The following is a 14,733-nucleotide window of genomic DNA, read 5'->3' as shown; positions in this document are numbered from 1 at the left end:
CGGGTGGTGGTCCCCCATTACGATGCGCAATGTTAGTTATAGCCGCCATACGCTTCCATAATTACTCACGGTCATCCTAGCGTTAAGGACGTCCCCGCTCACCGCTTCCTTAGGATTCTCTGTGGCACCCCCACCGCCGTCAACGGCAACTGTCAGCCAACCCGTCATCGATTCCGCTACCTCCGCCACACACCACCAAACCGAACCGGGCAACATCACCCAGCCGATCGCCGTCGTCAGTGAACGGCTGCCCTGGAGCCAGACTTTCATTTCCCTCCGTGTGCCGAACTTCCGCCTGTTCGCCATTGGCCACTTCATCGCCGTCATTGCAGTGTGGATGCAGCGGATCGCCCAGGACTGGATGGTGCTGCAGCTGTCCGGCTCCGTGACAGCGGTTGGGATCACCGTGGCCCTGCAGTTCATGCCGTCGCTGTTCCTGGGACCCTGGGCCGGGATGATGGCGGACCGTTTCGCCAAACGAAAGATCCTGATCCTGTGCCAGTGCATGGCTGCTGTCCTTGCAGCCACACTGGCCGTTCTCGCAATCAGCCAGGTGGTCCAGGTGTGGCACGTCTATGTCATCGCACTGGTACTGGGGCTGGTCACGGTGCTGGATCAGCCGGCACGCCAGGTATTTGTCAACGAACTCGTGGGTCCCAAATACCTGCGCAACGCCATCAGCGTGAACTCCACAACCTTCCAGCTGGGCGGGTTGATAGGGCCGGCGCTCGCGGGGATTCTCTTGACTGCAGTGGGTGCAGGTTGGGCCTTCGCGGCGAACGCCCTTGCCTGCTGCTCGACGGTGGCCATGCTGTTGCTGCTCCGCAAGGACAAACTCTTCATCACGGCGCCCACTCCCAAGCGGAAAGGCATGCTCAGGGAGGGGCTGCACTACGCATTGAGCAAGCCCACCATCTACTGGCCCTGGCTCATGGCTGGTTTTGTGGCCGTTTTCGCCATGAGCCTTCCCGTGATTCTGGCCGCCTTCGCTGACCACGTTTACGACATCGGCGCCGCCGGCTACGGACTGCTGAACGCCTTGGTGGCCCTCGGCGCCCTGGCGGGTGCTGTGGCATCGACGCGACGGCGGCAACTCCGGCTGCGATCGGTGGTGAGCTGCGCAGGAATGTACGGATTGATGCTCTGCCTGGCATCGCTGGCGCCGTCCCTGGTGTGGTTCGGCGCCGCGATGGTCCTCTCAGGCTTCTGGTGCCTCATGTTCCTCACCGGCTCCAACCAGCTGGTGCAGATCAGCTCCAACATGGGCATCAGAGGCCGCGTGATGAGCCTTTACATCATGGTGCTGATCGGCGGCCAGGCGATCGGCGGCCCTATGGTCGGCTGGGTGGCCGAGCATGTTGACCCCCAGACCGCCATCCTGGTTTCGGGCGGGGTCCCCGCGCTGGCAGCGGTGGCCGTCGCCGTCGTGATTGCACGCAAGGGCCACCTGACCCTCAAACTGGACGTGAGGGACAGGCGGCACCTGGTCCGCGTTGTCCGCCGGGCCTCGTCGGGGCTGAGCTCGGTTTAGGTGACGTCGACGAGTGCCCATTGCTGGTGGGCGGAGCCTCGGTAGAGCTGTTGTTCCGTGGTGGTTCCGTCGGTGGTGGCTGCGCCGGTGAGGCCGAGGGCATAGGTGGAGAAGCGGTTGGTAAGGGCCACTTTTCCGTTACTTACGGGCGTGATTGCCCATTGCTGTTGCAGGACGTTGGCGCTGGTATAGATCGCTGCCTTCTCGCCGATGGTCCGTGAGCGGAAACCGATCTCAAGGACCTTTCCGCTGTTGGCGTCCCTTAGCTTGTAGTAGCCGTCGACGTCGGTGGTCAGCGTCCAGCGCTGGTTCGCCGCGTTAGTGTCGGGGGCCAGGACAACGGCAGCCCTGTTGGCGGTGGAGCCGTTGAGTACGGTCAGGGCCTTGCCGCTGGCGGGGTTGATGAGTTTGTAGGCGCGGTTGGGGGCGACGGCGAAGGACTGGCGGTCCGGCTTTGCGGTGCGGCCGCCGACCCGGAGGCCGGCGACGTTTGTATAGCCGCCGGAGCCTGCCTTTGCGGTGAACCGGATGAATCCGGCGGTGACGGGGGCCCACTCGGCGAGCTTCGGGGTGGGGCCGGTGGCCCAGGTGCCCGAGGCGACGGTTGTGAAGGTCACCCCGTTGGCGCTGGTGGAGACCTCGAAGGAGGTCACGTCGCCGTCGGTGCCGTTTTCGCGGGACCACTGCTTGGGAAGGTACTCCAGCGTGGTCACACCGGTATACACACCGCCCAGATCCAGCGTTATCGATACGGGCATGGCGAGTTCGCCGGTGCCCGGCCAGGTGGACCAGCAGGTCTGCAGTTTGTTGTCGGCGCGTCCGTCGATTGCGAAGTACGGGGGTTCCGGCTCACGGAACGCTGTGGCGTAGGCGGCCACGGGTGTGATCAGGTGTTCGGCGCGCAGGGGCTGGGCGGGGAGCGCGCCGCGGGGGTTGGGGGAGAAGGCCGCGCCGACTTCGGCGAGACGGGCCACCACGTTGGGGTCCAGCTTGCCGTTGCGGTTGGGTGGGCAGTTCAGGATGAAGGAGGTCCACCTCGATTCGAGTTCGGTGAGGTGGGTGATGATGGCGTCCCTGGACATCAGTGCCTCGGAGGGGGTGGAGGGGTGCCAGAACCAGCCGTTGCTGATGGTCTGGCCCTGCATCCCGGCCCAGGTATTCCCGGCTGGCGCGGTGATCCCGAAAGGTTCCTCCCAGAAGATCCCGTCGGCCAGCCAGGGGGTGAGGACCGCGCAGATATCGATGATGAGGCAGTTGGGCTGGAGGGATTTGACCAGGTCGCGGACCCGCTGCATCGGGACCTGTTGGTGGCCCATCTGCCAGGCGTACCCATCGAGCATCAGGACTTCGATCTCGCCGTAGCCGGTGAGCAGTTCTCTGAGCTGGTTCAGCACATAGGTGATCTGGGGCGAGTCGACACCGGCCGCGGGGTCGCTGACATGGTATCCGCCGGTGGCCTGTACGGGATAGGTACGGTCCCAGATGGAGAAGTAGAAGCCCACCTTCAGGCCCCGGGAGCGGAACGAGTCCACGTATTGCCTGACGACGTCGTGCTTGTAACCCGAGTTCATGACGTTCTGCGTGCCGTATTTGGTGGGCCACAGCGCCAATCCGTCATGGTGCTTGGTGGTGAGCACCCCGTAGCTCATCCCCGCCGAAAGAGCGGCATCGGCCCACTGATCGGTATCCACCGACGGCGGTGCGAAGATCGCGGGATTCTGGTTCGGTGCGGCCCACTCCTCGTTCGTGTAGGTGCCCAGATTGAAGTGATTGAACATCCCGAAACGCATATCGACCAGCTTCTGCAGCAGAGCCTGCGTGTCCCACCCCGTTCCTGTTGCCAGGACCTCAGCTGCTGCGGCTGGTGATACTCCGCCACCGACGGAGGTGGCCAGCAGGCCTGCAGCAGAGGCACCAGCCGCACCGAGAAAGTGCCGGCGGCCAAAATTTCGTGACGTCATCGTCTTAGCTCCAAGTTTTGTTAGGGGTCCGCACCAGCACTGTTAGCGCAAACAACATTTGATGATACGTCCGATGTTATGGCCAAATCCGAAGGTGTCAATAGGAGAGGTCATGAGATTGACGGGGATCTTCCCGCTGAGCAGATTCCTAACATATGATGTCTGTGTCGCCGGGGAGCGGAGGGGAGTGCGCGCCAATGGAGGCTGCATAAGAGGTTAAACGGTGGCGCCGTCTTTGCCGCTCATCGAACAGATCGATGAGCGGGTTGGGGCGATTGATATCGCGGTTCTAACTACTGGCGGCGTGCAGCACAAGCCAGTGCTCGATGGCGCGCTCGTGACCATGGATAACGCCGCCCGGGCCCAAGCCGCAAAGCTGCTGGGCGGCGCACCGGGTCGTCCCTGCCCACTTCGAAGGCTGGGCCCAGTTCCACGAAGGGAGTGAGGAACATCGAGGCTTTCACTAAAGCAGGGGCCGGCAGCCTGCTTACGCCAATGTCACAGCCCTAGCCAGGAGTTCCTCCGACGCGGCGAGCTGGCGGACGGCGGTCACCCGCCGTCCGGGTCACTTCTTCTTGGCGGCCGCCGGCTTTGACGTGGCTTTGTCCAATGAGGAGGGCGGTGCTGCAGCAGCCCTCTTGTCCGCGCGCTTTTCTTTGATGGACTTGCCGGCTTTTTTAGATGCTGCTTGACGGGGGGACTTGTCAGCCATGATCGCTCCTGTAGCGGAACCGAAGGGGTTCCTGACTCATGACGATACACCCAGGGTGCTAAGGCTGGGCCCGACCCGGCGGAGTGACATGAGTACCTGTCTGAGGGCGGCGTTACGTGATTGTGCCACCGGGGTCACCATTGGCGTTGAAACCGAGCCCAAGGGCGTCGGTGGCCTCAGAGGAGAGCGGCTGACGGGAATCGAACCCGCGTGTCGAGCTTGGGAAGCTAGCGCACTACCATTGTGCTACAGCCGCAGTGGGACCGGCCAAAAGACTGGTAAACGGTCCCGGTGAAACATCGAGATTTACATTACCCCAGTCTTGGACTTTCCCGGAACATCTGCAGTGACGGCGTTGCCCCCTGGATTTATGTAAGGCTGGTAATCGTCAGAAGCATCGACGAAGGAGATCCCATGGCAACGCCAAACCTGTTCCTTATCTATGTGACCGATGTCCAGCGCTCCACCGGCTTTTACAGCGACCTCTTCGAGATGGAGCCCGTTATGGTGACCCCTCGCTATGTTCCATTCGAAGTGGCCCCAGGCGTGTTGTTTGCTCTGTGGTCAGGAGCCGGCGACGGTGTCACACCAACAACACCGCGCTCCAGCGAGGTGGGGCTCATGGTGCCGGGTTCCAGTGATGCCGTAGACCAGTACTTTGCCAAATGGAAGGATAAGGGAGTCAACGTCATTGAAGAACCTCGCGACGAGGTCTTCGGGCGTACTTTCGTGATAACTGATCCAGATGGAAACCTCATCCGGGTCTCTCCCACGGACTGACCGCGGGAGCGGGCCAGCAACCGCGGCGTCACATGAAGGGCATCCGGTAACCATTCGGTAAAGGCCCCGCCCGTGCGTAGGAGCCGCGAGAGTGGCTGGCTATCCTGAATCAGTTAGCTGCAGTCGTTGGGGAACGGGCTTACGCCGATCAGCCGTCCATCACGTAGGGGTTCCCCGTGGCATTTGCAGAGTACGAGGTGCTCATTCAGCGTGATGCCATCAGCGTTTATCATTTCCTGGCCGACGGGCTGAACCTGCCACTCTGGTGCAGGGACGTCCGCAGCATCGAATTGTTCTCCGGCGCACCGGGAGCCAAGGGCAGCGTTTACCAACAGACCATCGCCGGACCGGGCGGCCGCCCGGTGGCCTGCGATTTCCAGATCACAGAGGTCCGTCCCGGGGCGGAGATACAGTTCCAGGTCATCGCCGGTCCTGCCCAGCCCCGGGGCGGCTACTATCTCAGTTCCGAAGGCAAGAGCACGCGGGTCCGCTTTGCCCTTGAGTACCAGCCGAAAGGGCTTATGGGGCTGGTCATCGGCGCGGCCCATCAGTCCTTGAAGGCTGAGGTCGCCCAGCTCGAGCGGCTCAAGGTCCTCCTGGAGAAACAAGCTCCCGAGGAGTAGGCCTGCCCTTCGCGGGGTTTACCGGACACGCTCTACTGCGCCAGCCTGAGCCCTGTCCAGGGACCGGCAACAGTGCTGGGCGAATTGAGGCCGCCACCGGTGAGATCCCAGTACTGGACCGAATCGCCCAGACTGCCACCGGAGCGCCGCAGCGCCAGCCCTGTTGAACTGAGGCCCGTGACATCCCGCAGTGCTCGGATGGCTGTCACATCGCTCCACCCTGTGGCCACAACCGGGCGCGATTCGGTTCTCGGCGTTGTGCTGCCGGTTCCTCGATAGAGCACCACGTTTCCGTCACTCCGCCGCGCCAACACATCCTGGAACCCGTCGTCGTCATAATCCACCATAGCCAGCCGAGTGGCAGCGATGCTCACTGCGATCTGGGTCCGAGCGGTGTGGTCGCCTGTCCCACGGTTTGGGTAAAGCCACAGATTTCCCGAAGGGTCCAGTGCCAGCAACTGGGGCAGGCGGTTGTTGGCACACCATTCCCCGACGGCGAGGGTCATGGTTGCCCAGCCGGACTGACCCAGGGTCACCAATGGCATAAAGCCTCCGCCGGAAATGCCTTGGTGCAGGGTAATACGGCCGTCGCCCCACTGAGTCAGGACGTCAAAAACCCCGTCCTTCTGCCAGTCGATGACAAATAATTCCTTCGCTGAGGCGAAGCCGGAGCCGATCACCTGTTGGGCGCCGTACCCCCGGTTTCCCAACGATGGCCGGTTCAGAAGCTGCCCCGCCGGGTCCACTGAGACGAGGTCTCCTGCACTCTTTATTGCTGCCGCCGAGAGATCCACGGTGGGCGGCATGTGCCTTACCTGGGGATCGCACATGGTGGCCGGCGCGGGCGGGATGGCTGCGCTGCCGCCGGGTTGGTTGATGGTTCCGGCGGGGAGGGAGTTGTAGCCGAAGAAATTGACGACTCCCCACATGGTGTAGCGGTTGGGCGTGGTCTGCCAGTTGCCATCCGTGAATGTGATGCCAATGCCGATCACATTGAATCGCGGGTCTTTCATGATGGCGTCGTGGGGCGCGGAGCCTTTCCACATCTCCACGAGCTGTGCTGCGTTCCTGTCCCACCGGACGGCGATGATCTCACCGGCGCCGTTGGTTGGATTCATGGCCCGCGGATCGGTCCAGAAGTTGGCCCGGTGTTCGATCACCTCGCGGGCCGCGATATTGTCGGACCACTCCTGGGCCATGCCGGCGACAGTGGGGTGGTACTTGACGGACGCGAGCCCCAGGGAGTTCCGGTAGCTGTTGATGGCTGAGAACACCTCCCTGATGTGGGCGGAGTTGTCGTCCCGGATCAGCGCTTCGGGGGTCATGGTTCCGGGCGTGGTGCCTGATGTACCAGGGACATCGGCACTGGGCGTCCGCCCGGAAAGCTCTTTAAGGTCCGACGGCGATGCGGACAACGGCGGAATGAGCGGCGGTTCCGGCGGCGTGGACGCAGTTCCAGGCGCGAGCGCAGGCCTGGGCTCAAGCACAGGCAAACGCTTAGCGGCTGGTGCAATGACGGGGGCAACCTCAGTGGGGTCAACTGCTTGGGTGAGGCCTGATGGCGGCGAGATGGCCAGCTGCCGTGCGTCGTCGTCGGGCATCTTCAAAGGGACTTCCGAACCATCCGTGGACGATATGGGGCGAGGGGCTGTGCTCAGGCCGGAACTGGAGGACGCTGGGCCGGCAGTTAGCGGGCCGGCGGCCGGACCCGTCAGAACGGGACCCATCAGAACGGGACCCATCAGGGCCAGGGCCGAGAACATGGCAACAACAGCGGGCGCAGCAAGTTTCTTCAAGACCAGACCCCAGTTCCCCTCATGCCGCATCCCACCCCTCTGCGGCGTGCGTAGGAGGCCAGACTAGCCCTGAGAGAGCGCAGGGAACAGTGCATACGGTATTTTTGAGCTGTGCTGATCTCTGACCGCGATATACGCGCCGAAATAGACTCCCAACGGATTGTGCTGGAACCGTTCGACCCCGTGATGGTCCAGCCGTCCTCAGTGGACGTCAGGATTGACCGGTTTTTCCGGTTGTTCGACAACCACAAATACGCGCACATCGATCCCGCGGAGGAACAGCCGGAGCTCACGCGTCTGGTGGAAGTGGACCGCGGCGAGCCGTTCATCCTTCACCCGGGGGAGTTCGTGCTGGGTTCAACCTATGAGACGGTCACTCTCCCGGATGACATCGCGGCGAGGCTGGAAGGAAAATCTTCGCTGGGCAGGCTGGGGCTGCTGACGCACTCCACGGCCGGATTCATCGATCCGGGATTCTCCGGGCACGTTACGCTGGAACTGTCGAACATGGCCACCCTTCCCATCAAGCTGTGGCCGGGCATGAAGATCGGGCAGCTCTGCTTCTTCCGGCTCACGTCCGCCGCCGAGTACCCCTACGGCGCAGGGGAGTATGGCAACCGCTACCAGGGCCAGCGCGGACCTACCGCCAGCCGGAGCCACCAGAACTTCCATCTGACGGACATCCAGGCACCCTGATTTCTGCCGTCGGGGCTCCATGGGGAAGGGTGCTCTACCCGATCAGGGCCTTCGCACCTGCGGCTTTTGTAGCGACGATAGTGCCGTGGGTGCCTGCTAGAGGAAGCCAAAGATCGGCGGGAAGATGACGACGACGGCGGCGGCCCAGGCGCCGTAAACCGGCAGGTACTGTGTTTGCCAGCGCTCCAACGCTGCAAACGGACGCCGCCCCCGCAGGAATCCGACGGCGAGCCAAGCCGCCCGCAACAGGTGCACCAGCAGCAGAAGGTTCAGGCCCAGGGCTGCGATCTTGTTGGGGCTGTAGCCGAATTCGGCAATACGGGCGAGCATTGCCGTGAGCATCGCGGCGTCGACTGCCAGGGCCGCGACGACGAGGACCAACTGCAGGGCGTCGAACAGTCCGGGAGGCGTGAGGGAGTCACGGGCGGAAATCGAGTAGAGCAGCAAGCACAGGACCAGCACGAGGATCGCGTCCATGAGGATCAGCAGGTTGCGGTCGATGTCCACGAATCCGCCCGTGGTAGCAATCACGGCCAGAAGGACCAGGAGCATGACGACAGTCAGGGGTGTGAAAATGCGTGTGAGGACCGGGGCGATGTTTTCGACGACTTGCTGCTTGGCCTCGACGAGCCAGGTTGCGACAACGAGGGCGCCGGGCACTGCGAAGGGCAGGATCCAGTCTTCCAGGACCGGTTCGAAGTCCACTCCAACCACCTGAAGCGTTGCGAGTGTAAGCGCAATCAGAACTGCACCGCCGAGCCCAATCAGGGTGTAGTAGATCGCCAGTTCGCCGGTAAAACGGACAAAGTCCATACGCCCCTTGTCCGAGCCCCACCTACCTCCGACGTACGCCACTCCCGCCAGCAGCCACAGAATCACCGGTGCGTGTAATGCGGCAAGCACCTCGGTGGAACCGCCAGCGGCCAAGGGGTAGACGTTAAGCACAACCACGAGGGCGGCGAACGGTATGAGCAGCATGGCCGCCACCTTGCTTGTCAGGCGGCGCTTCCACGCGAAGTACCCTGCGAGGAACGGGAAGACGAGGAGGCCGAGGTTTCGGGTCAGCGCTGTGCCGTCGCCGATCAATCCAAAGCCGGCCTTAACCGCGATGCCAGCGCCGACGGCCAGTGCGAGGACGATCGCCAGCTCCCGCCATGGTGGCGTACCGCCGTCGGAACCCTCAGGCACCAGGACAAGCTGCTTCCACAGCCGCTCGGAGTGTTCGCGGGCAAACTCCAGCGAAACTGCGTCGAGGTTGCCCAGGCGTTTGATGGCGACGAGGAAGGCCTCGTCGTCGTCAAGGCCGGTCGCTTGCCTGTCGGCTATCTGCTCGCGCAGATGGTCCTCCAGTTCGTCGACGTCGGCGGGGGAGATGGCCTGGCTCCGCTGAACGTACCCGCGCCACCGGTCAATTTGTGCCTCCAGCTCAGCGTGCGGCTCCATCATGCCCAGCCTTCCATCGGGGCAGAGGACCCTTGGTCGCTCCGCCACACCTGCCGGAGGGCGTCAGCGACAACGGTCCACTGCTGCTGCCGCTCGGCAAGTGCGTCGCGGCCGGCTGGTGTGATTGCGTAATGCTTGCGTCGGCGCCCCGCCTCGGAGGTACCCCACGACGACGAAACGTACCCGAGCCGCTCGAGCCGGTGCAGCAGCGGATAGAGCATCCCGTCGGTCCATTGCATGCCTCCGCCTGACAACTCACTGACGCGCTTGAGGATCGCATAGCCGTACAGATCGCCGTCGGACAGGATCCCCAGCACAAGCGGGGTGGCCGAAGCAGCGACCAGATCCTTATCAATGCGCACGGCGCCTCCTATACCTAGATGTGAAGGGTATCAAACATAGCAGCTCTAGGTATAGGGAAGTTGGATCCCAGCAAAAGGCCCGGCTGCTAGGGAGCAGCGCGGGCCTTTTGTGAGGATGGCTATGGTGCCGTGCAGGTCATCGATCGGTGGTCGTATCCGCCCGTTTCATTTGCTATGACGTAACTCATGTCGAAGGTGCAGGTCATCCCGTCCGGAGTGGTCAATGTAGTTAACCCGTGCGAGCTAACGACCTTGCGATCGAAGTACATGACTCCATCTGGTCCCTGGATAGACGAGCCCCAGACGGTCACATACCTGCGAGTACCCTCGGAAGAGGTTTCCCCGCCCGGGTAGGTTGTTGTACTCGAAAAGTCGCCTTCGCCCCGTATGACGACGACGCCTGCCGGCGTGTGGACTTCGATGCGTCGTTCTGTCCCCGACATGCAGTAGGTGGTCTGAAACTCCTCCTGGCTGACGCACCGATCAAAGGTTGTTGTGGTGCTGCCTTCCGTGCTGGCCGCGCTCGCAGGCGTTGCTCCCGCTGTCAATAGCGCCGCTACGCCCACCCCATAAATCGCCAAACGCATGATTCTTCCAAGCACGAAGGTGCCTCCCTGTTCATTTTTTTTGCGCAGCCCCAGCGACTGCTTGCGCAGCGTAAGTGGACCGCAGACGCCGGGTCAATGGCCATCCATGCTTTGGTGCAACGTCAGACTCTGGGCGCCTTGAATTACCTACTCGCAAGTAAACGGTTTCGCCCTTACATTTTAAGAATGGCATGGCTGGGCAGCCGGGATGCAGCGTCGCGTTTCGTTAGTGACACAGCCCCGAGGTTAGATCCCTCGGTTGAAATATAGGGGTAATCATGTCCGGAACATTCGAACTTTTTATTGATGGCAACACGTCCTACGGGTTCAGAATCAAAGCTCCGAATGGGGCCATCGTGGCGGTGTCCGGGCAGTTCCCGGACAAGGCCTCCGCGGTCCAGGGAATTCGTGCCGTTCGCGAATATGCCGGAATGGGGCTGATCAAGGATCTTTGCGAAGCATCCCCAGAGGCTGGATCAAAGGCTGCATAACTGCCTGCGTCGTTGTAGCGGCGGTGCCCGGCAGCTTCCTCAGGCCACTCCCGCCGGTTGGGGTTTTGCCGGGCGGCGCAATGCCCGGACCAGCGGTTCGATGTACTTGGCCGCGAGTGGACCCATGATGGCCATGATCAGGACGTAGGCAGTGGCCAACGCCGCCAGCTCAGACTGCACGGCACCTGAAGCCACGGCGAGACCGGCGATGACGATTGAAAATTCGCCACGGGCAATCAGCGTGGCGCCGGCACGGAAACGGCCGGGAACCGCGATTCCCACCCTTTTGGCAGCCCAGATCCCGGTGCCCATTTTTGTGATGGCCGTGAGCAGCGCGAGGGCAAGAGCCCAGCCGATGACCGGCGGAATTGACGCGGGGTCCGTGTTCAAGCCGAAGGCCACAAAAAAGATGGCGGCGAAAAGATCCCGCAACGGCTCCAGGATGCGGGTGGCGTTGTGGGCAGTCACCCCGGAGATCGCGATGCCGAGCATAAAGGCCCCCACCGCGGCGGAGACCTGAAGGGCTGACGCCACACCGGCGACCAACAAGGCGGCACCCAGCAGGTTCAGCAGGAAGACTTCAGAGTTTTCGCTGTGCACCGCCTGGGAAACCCTGTGGCCGTGCCGCAGCGCCACCATCAGCACCACGGTGACCACGGCCAAGGAAATCCCCACGGTCTGAAGCCCGCCCAGGAAGCTGACCCCGGCGAGGATCGCCGTCAGGATGGGAAGGTATAGGGCCATCGCCAGGTCCTCGAACACAAGAATGGACAAGATGGTGGGCGTTTCACGGTTACCCACGCGGCCCAGATCAGTGATGACCTTGGCGGCAATCCCCGAAGACGAAATGTAGGTCACTCCGCCCATCACCATCGCGCCGACGAGGCCCCACCCAAGAAGGATGGCCAGCCCTGCTCCGGGCAGGAAATTCAGGATGAGGTCCAGCACACCTGCCTGCCAGGATCGTCGCAGGCCGGTGACAAGTTCAGTAGCAGTGTATTCCAGCCCGAGCATCAGCAGCAGGAGAATGACACCGATCTCCCCCGAGATATGGGCGAACTCCTGAATCCCTTTGAACTCCATGAAGCCGCCAGCACCGAAAAACAATCCACCCACGAGATAGAGCGGTATGGGTGACATTCCGATCCGTTCAGCCAGCCTGGCCAACAGGCCAAGGCAGAACACAACGGCCCCCAGTTCGATGAGGGTCAGTGCCAGCGGATCCATTGCCGCTTATCCGTTGCGCAGAATGTCGGCCGCTGTATCGAGGCCTTCCTGAGTGCCTACGGCAACGAGGAGATCCCCCCGGTGGAGTACGACGTCGGGCCCAGGGGAGGGGACCACCTCGCCTTCGCGCATGATGGCCACAATGGAAACACCGCTTCGGGTGCGGATGCATGCCTTACCCATCGGCTGGTTCTCGAAGGGCGAACCTGAGGCGATGGAAAACTGCCGTGTAACGATCCCCGGGATTTCACGGTGGGCTTCAGAAAGCTGCATGGCAAGGTGCTGCCCTCCCAGCAGATTACCGAGCGTTGCAGCCTCGTCAGCTGTGAGGGGAATGGACGCCTGGCATGTGTCAGGATCGTCCCAAGTCGAAACGATCAGTTCGCTCTGGCCCTCCCGGTACTCCACGACGCCGACCCGACGCCCAGATGCCGTCATAAAGTCCTTGCGCCTGCCAAGGCCGGGGAGGTCTGTCTCATCCACGTTCATGGGTCCAGCCTAGTGCTCCGAAGGGTGCTTCGGGGCTGAAGCGGAAGACGATTCCGGAGAATACGCGACGAGCTAAGCGTCCTCCCGTTGTGGGTTCTCGAGCCTGAAGAAGTTGGACTGGGTGCCGTCGCTTCGCTGTTCCTGGTAGATGAAATTCAGGCCTCGTTCATCGAAGGTCTTGAACCACTCCTCCCAGCTGACATGGCGGAGCTTGTCGTCATCGCCGCCAAAATCGATGCGGAGCACTCCAAGGTGGTCGCCGTGTTCCGTTCCTTCAACGGTGGCCGGAACACCGTCGCGCTCTTCTGCCCACTGCCTGATGACTTCATGATGCGTCGTAACGAGGCTTCTGCCCTCGCGCTCCGGCTCATCCTCCGGTGAGGTGACTTCCTGGGAGTACTTCAGCGAATCGGATGAACCCGGCCCCTTGCGGACCTTGCCGTCGTCCGGTCCGGCGCCCAAGTCCCCCTCGCTTCCTCGTTGGTCTTGCATCTGCTTGTCCGCTTTGTCTGCCACTGTAGTGATCCTTTCCGGTCTGAATTCCACTCAAATAGTAAGGTTACTTATTAAGTGGGCATCAAGCGGGGCAGACTGTCAAGAGAACTTTTTGCTATGCCGAAGGAACCACCGCTATCTCTGCCTTGCCTGGCGGTTTGACCGGCAGCAGGACCAGGAGCCCGGCCAGCAGCACCACCATAATGCCCAGGATTCCCCAACGCTGGGCCTCACCCTCGGCGACCAAGGGGGCGGCCAACGCGATGCAGAGAGTGAAGAGCGTGGGCGCTAGGAAGCTAACAGCGCGGCCCGTGGTGGCATATAGGCCAAAAAGCTCACCAGACTCGCCATCCGGTGCAAGCCTGGCTAGGTAAGCGCGGGATGATGACTGGGCCGGGCCAACGAACAAACACAGGAACAGGCCGAAGACCCAGAAGGTGGTGGCACCCGCCCAGGGAATGCCGAAGAAGACGTAGTCGCCGTTTCCCAGGACAAGGATGACGGTACCGGCGATCAAGAGCCCCACCAGCGAGCCAAGGATCACTGCTTTGGGACCCACGCGGTCATCCAGGAACCCTCCGATCATGGCCCCCACAGCCGCCACCACGTTTCCAAAGATGGCGAAAAAGATCACGTCCTTCAGCTCGAACCCGAAGGTGCCCGCAGCGATGATTCCCCCGAACGTAAAGACGGCGGCGAGACCATCGCGGAAGATGGCACTGGCAAGAAGAAAATAGATCGTGTGCGGACTCGTCCGGTAAATGGCCGTGATCCGCCGGATCAGCAGCCCGTAGGAGGCGAGGAAGCCGAGCCTCGCCGCGCTTGCTGGCCGGGGGAGCTCGGGAACGGCAAACAGCACGGGGAGAGCGAAGATAAAGAACCACAAAGCGGAAAAGACTGCCACGAGGCGGATGTTGAAGCCATCCTCGGTCGAGGCCCCGAACCAGTCGAAGCTGGGTTGGACGAACAGTTGCAGCACAACCAGCAGCGCCACGATCCCGCCAAGATAACCCATGCCCCAGCCGAAGCCACTGACCTTGCCGATGTTCCGGGGATTGGAGATCTGGGCCAGCATGGCGTTGTAGTTCACCCCGGCAAATTCAAAGAACACGTTGCCCAGCGCAATCAGGGTGACGCCGAGGAGCAGGAACTCCGGCCGGGGAAACACCAAAAAGCACATAGCGGTCAAAAGCGCTACGACGCCCGTGTTGACGCCCAGCCAAAGCTTCCGCCGGCCGCCGATGTCGGAGCGTTGCCCCGTAACAGGCGCCAACAGTGCAATGGCCAGACCGGCGACCGCCAATGCCCCGCCGAGGACAGCCGAGGCCTGATCTTCTCCGCCAAAGGCATCGGAGGTGAGATAAACAGTGAACACAAAGGTGGTCATGATCGCGTTGAAAGCCGCTGAGCCCCAATCCCAGGAAGCCCAGGCCAGGATCTGGCCCTTACTGGCCGCCTGACTTCCGGTCTCAAGTTCCGACGGCGGCAGTTGGGCCTCAGACGCGGTGGCGGAGTTCATGACCCGATGCTATCGCCCCTT

At 62.2% G+C, this 14,733-nt stretch carries 14 protein-coding genes and 1 tRNA gene; 5 read left to right on the top strand and 10 right to left on the bottom strand.

What is annotated here, in order from left to right; all coding sequences use genetic code 11:
* The first annotated feature begins 121 nt into the window (after positions 1-121).
* Positions 122-1,531 carry an MFS transporter gene (locus M1D88_RS19495; protein ID WP_458112368.1) on the top strand — a complete coding sequence of 470 codons (1,410 nt, stop codon included), beginning with the start codon at positions 122-124 and terminating at the stop codon, positions 1,529-1,531.
* Here M1D88_RS19495 and M1D88_RS19490 read toward each other — a convergent pair.
* From M1D88_RS19490 to M1D88_RS19480, 3 genes are all read right to left on the bottom strand, one after another.
* Positions 1,528-3,492, bottom strand: a complete 1,965-nt coding sequence (locus tag M1D88_RS19490) for an alpha-L-fucosidase (protein WP_458112367.1) — start codon at positions 3,490-3,492, stop codon at positions 1,528-1,530. The two genes, M1D88_RS19495 and M1D88_RS19490, sit on opposite strands and share 4 nt — an antisense overlap.
* Before the next feature lie 565 nt (positions 3,493-4,057).
* Complete coding sequence (locus M1D88_RS19485; RefSeq protein WP_309106246.1) at positions 4,058-4,204, bottom strand: hypothetical protein; 147 nt, start codon at positions 4,202-4,204, stop codon at positions 4,058-4,060.
* A 185-nt stretch (positions 4,205-4,389) separates the two neighbouring features.
* Positions 4,390-4,460, bottom strand: a tRNA-Gly gene (locus M1D88_RS19480).
* Between the two features lie 158 nt (positions 4,461-4,618).
* Here M1D88_RS19480 and M1D88_RS19475 point away from each other — a divergent pair.
* Both M1D88_RS19475 and M1D88_RS19470 read left to right on the top strand, forming a co-directional pair.
* A complete protein-coding gene (locus M1D88_RS19475) occupies positions 4,619-4,984 on the top strand; it encodes a VOC family protein (RefSeq protein ID WP_458112366.1) in 366 nt (121 codons plus the stop codon).
* Between the two features lie 176 nt (positions 4,985-5,160).
* The gene (locus M1D88_RS19470; RefSeq protein ID WP_458112365.1) at positions 5,161-5,607 is read left to right on the top strand and encodes an SRPBCC family protein; all 447 of its coding nucleotides are present in this window, start codon (positions 5,161-5,163) and stop codon (positions 5,605-5,607) included.
* Positions 5,608-5,639: 32 nt separating this feature from the next.
* Here M1D88_RS19470 and M1D88_RS19465 read toward each other — a convergent pair whose 3' ends face one another.
* Complete coding sequence (locus tag M1D88_RS19465; protein ID WP_458112364.1) at positions 5,640-7,433, bottom strand: CAP domain-containing protein; 1,794 nt, start codon at positions 7,431-7,433, stop codon at positions 5,640-5,642.
* Between the two features lie 81 nt (positions 7,434-7,514).
* Between M1D88_RS19465 and dcd the strand changes: the two genes are divergently transcribed.
* Positions 7,515-8,099, top strand: a complete 585-nt coding sequence (dcd, locus tag M1D88_RS19460; protein ID WP_247046670.1) for a dCTP deaminase — start codon at positions 7,515-7,517, stop codon at positions 8,097-8,099.
* 96 nt (positions 8,100-8,195) lie between these two features.
* Here the strand turns inward: dcd and M1D88_RS19455 are convergent, their stop codons facing one another.
* Together M1D88_RS19455 and M1D88_RS19450 are read right to left on the bottom strand one after the other, a co-directional pair.
* Complete coding sequence (locus M1D88_RS19455; RefSeq protein WP_458112363.1) at positions 8,196-9,545, bottom strand: permease prefix domain 1-containing protein; 1,350 nt, start codon at positions 9,543-9,545, stop codon at positions 8,196-8,198.
* A complete protein-coding gene (locus M1D88_RS19450) occupies positions 9,542-9,904 on the bottom strand; it encodes a PadR family transcriptional regulator (protein ID WP_458112362.1) in 363 nt (120 codons plus the stop codon). Before M1D88_RS19450 ends, M1D88_RS19455 begins: the two co-directional genes overlap by 4 nt.
* A gap of 865 nt (positions 9,905-10,769) precedes the next feature.
* Here M1D88_RS19450 and M1D88_RS19445 point away from each other — a divergent pair.
* Positions 10,770-10,982, top strand: a complete 213-nt coding sequence (locus tag M1D88_RS19445; protein WP_458112361.1) for a YegP family protein — start codon at positions 10,770-10,772, stop codon at positions 10,980-10,982.
* A gap of 39 nt (positions 10,983-11,021) precedes the next feature.
* Here M1D88_RS19445 and M1D88_RS19440 read toward each other — a convergent pair whose 3' ends face one another.
* The 4 genes from M1D88_RS19440 to M1D88_RS19425 form a co-directional block, all read right to left on the bottom strand.
* Positions 11,022-12,209 (bottom strand): cation:proton antiporter, encoded by a 1,188-nt coding sequence (locus tag M1D88_RS19440; RefSeq protein WP_458112360.1) that lies wholly within the window; start codon positions 12,207-12,209, stop codon positions 11,022-11,024.
* Between the two features lie 6 nt (positions 12,210-12,215).
* A complete protein-coding gene (locus M1D88_RS19435) occupies positions 12,216-12,698 on the bottom strand; it encodes a cation:proton antiporter regulatory subunit (protein ID WP_458112359.1) in 483 nt (160 codons plus the stop codon).
* A gap of 72 nt (positions 12,699-12,770) precedes the next feature.
* On the bottom strand, positions 12,771-13,214 hold the full coding sequence (locus M1D88_RS19430) for a Rho termination factor N-terminal domain-containing protein (RefSeq protein WP_458112358.1): 444 nt from the start codon (positions 13,212-13,214) through the stop codon (positions 12,771-12,773).
* Positions 13,215-13,308: 94 nt separating this feature from the next.
* Positions 13,309-14,712, bottom strand: coding sequence for an MFS transporter (locus M1D88_RS19425; protein ID WP_458112357.1), 1,404 nt, complete (start codon positions 14,710-14,712; stop codon positions 13,309-13,311).
* Positions 14,713-14,733 lie beyond the last annotated feature (21 nt).

Source organism: Arthrobacter sp. R1-13 (assembly GCF_054161475.1).
This window is presented reverse-complemented; position numbering and strand designations above follow the sequence as displayed.

Excerpts from the sequence above, each read along its gene's own strand:
- M1D88_RS19490 (WP_458112367.1), bottom strand. The coding sequence starts at position 3,492 with ATGACGTCACGAAATTTTGGCCGCCGGCACTTTCTCGGTGCGGCTGGT.
- M1D88_RS19485 (WP_309106246.1), bottom strand. The coding sequence starts at position 4,204 with ATGGCTGACAAGTCCCCCCGTCAAGCAGCATCTAAAAAAGCCGGCAAG.
- M1D88_RS19475 (WP_458112366.1), top strand. The coding sequence starts at position 4,619 with ATGGCAACGCCAAACCTGTTCCTTATCTATGTGACCGATGTCCAGCGC.
- M1D88_RS19465 (WP_458112364.1), bottom strand. The coding sequence starts at position 7,433 with ATGCGGCATGAGGGGAACTGGGGTCTGGTCTTGAAGAAACTTGCTGCG.
- M1D88_RS19455 (WP_458112363.1), bottom strand. The coding sequence starts at position 9,545 with ATGATGGAGCCGCACGCTGAGCTGGAGGCACAAATTGACCGGTGGCGC.
- M1D88_RS19445 (WP_458112361.1), top strand. The coding sequence starts at position 10,770 with ATGTCCGGAACATTCGAACTTTTTATTGATGGCAACACGTCCTACGGG.
- M1D88_RS19440 (WP_458112360.1), bottom strand. The coding sequence starts at position 12,209 with ATGGATCCGCTGGCACTGACCCTCATCGAACTGGGGGCCGTTGTGTTC.
- M1D88_RS19435 (WP_458112359.1), bottom strand. The coding sequence starts at position 12,698 with ATGAACGTGGATGAGACAGACCTCCCCGGCCTTGGCAGGCGCAAGGAC.
- M1D88_RS19425 (WP_458112357.1), bottom strand. The coding sequence starts at position 14,712 with ATGAACTCCGCCACCGCGTCTGAGGCCCAACTGCCGCCGTCGGAACTT.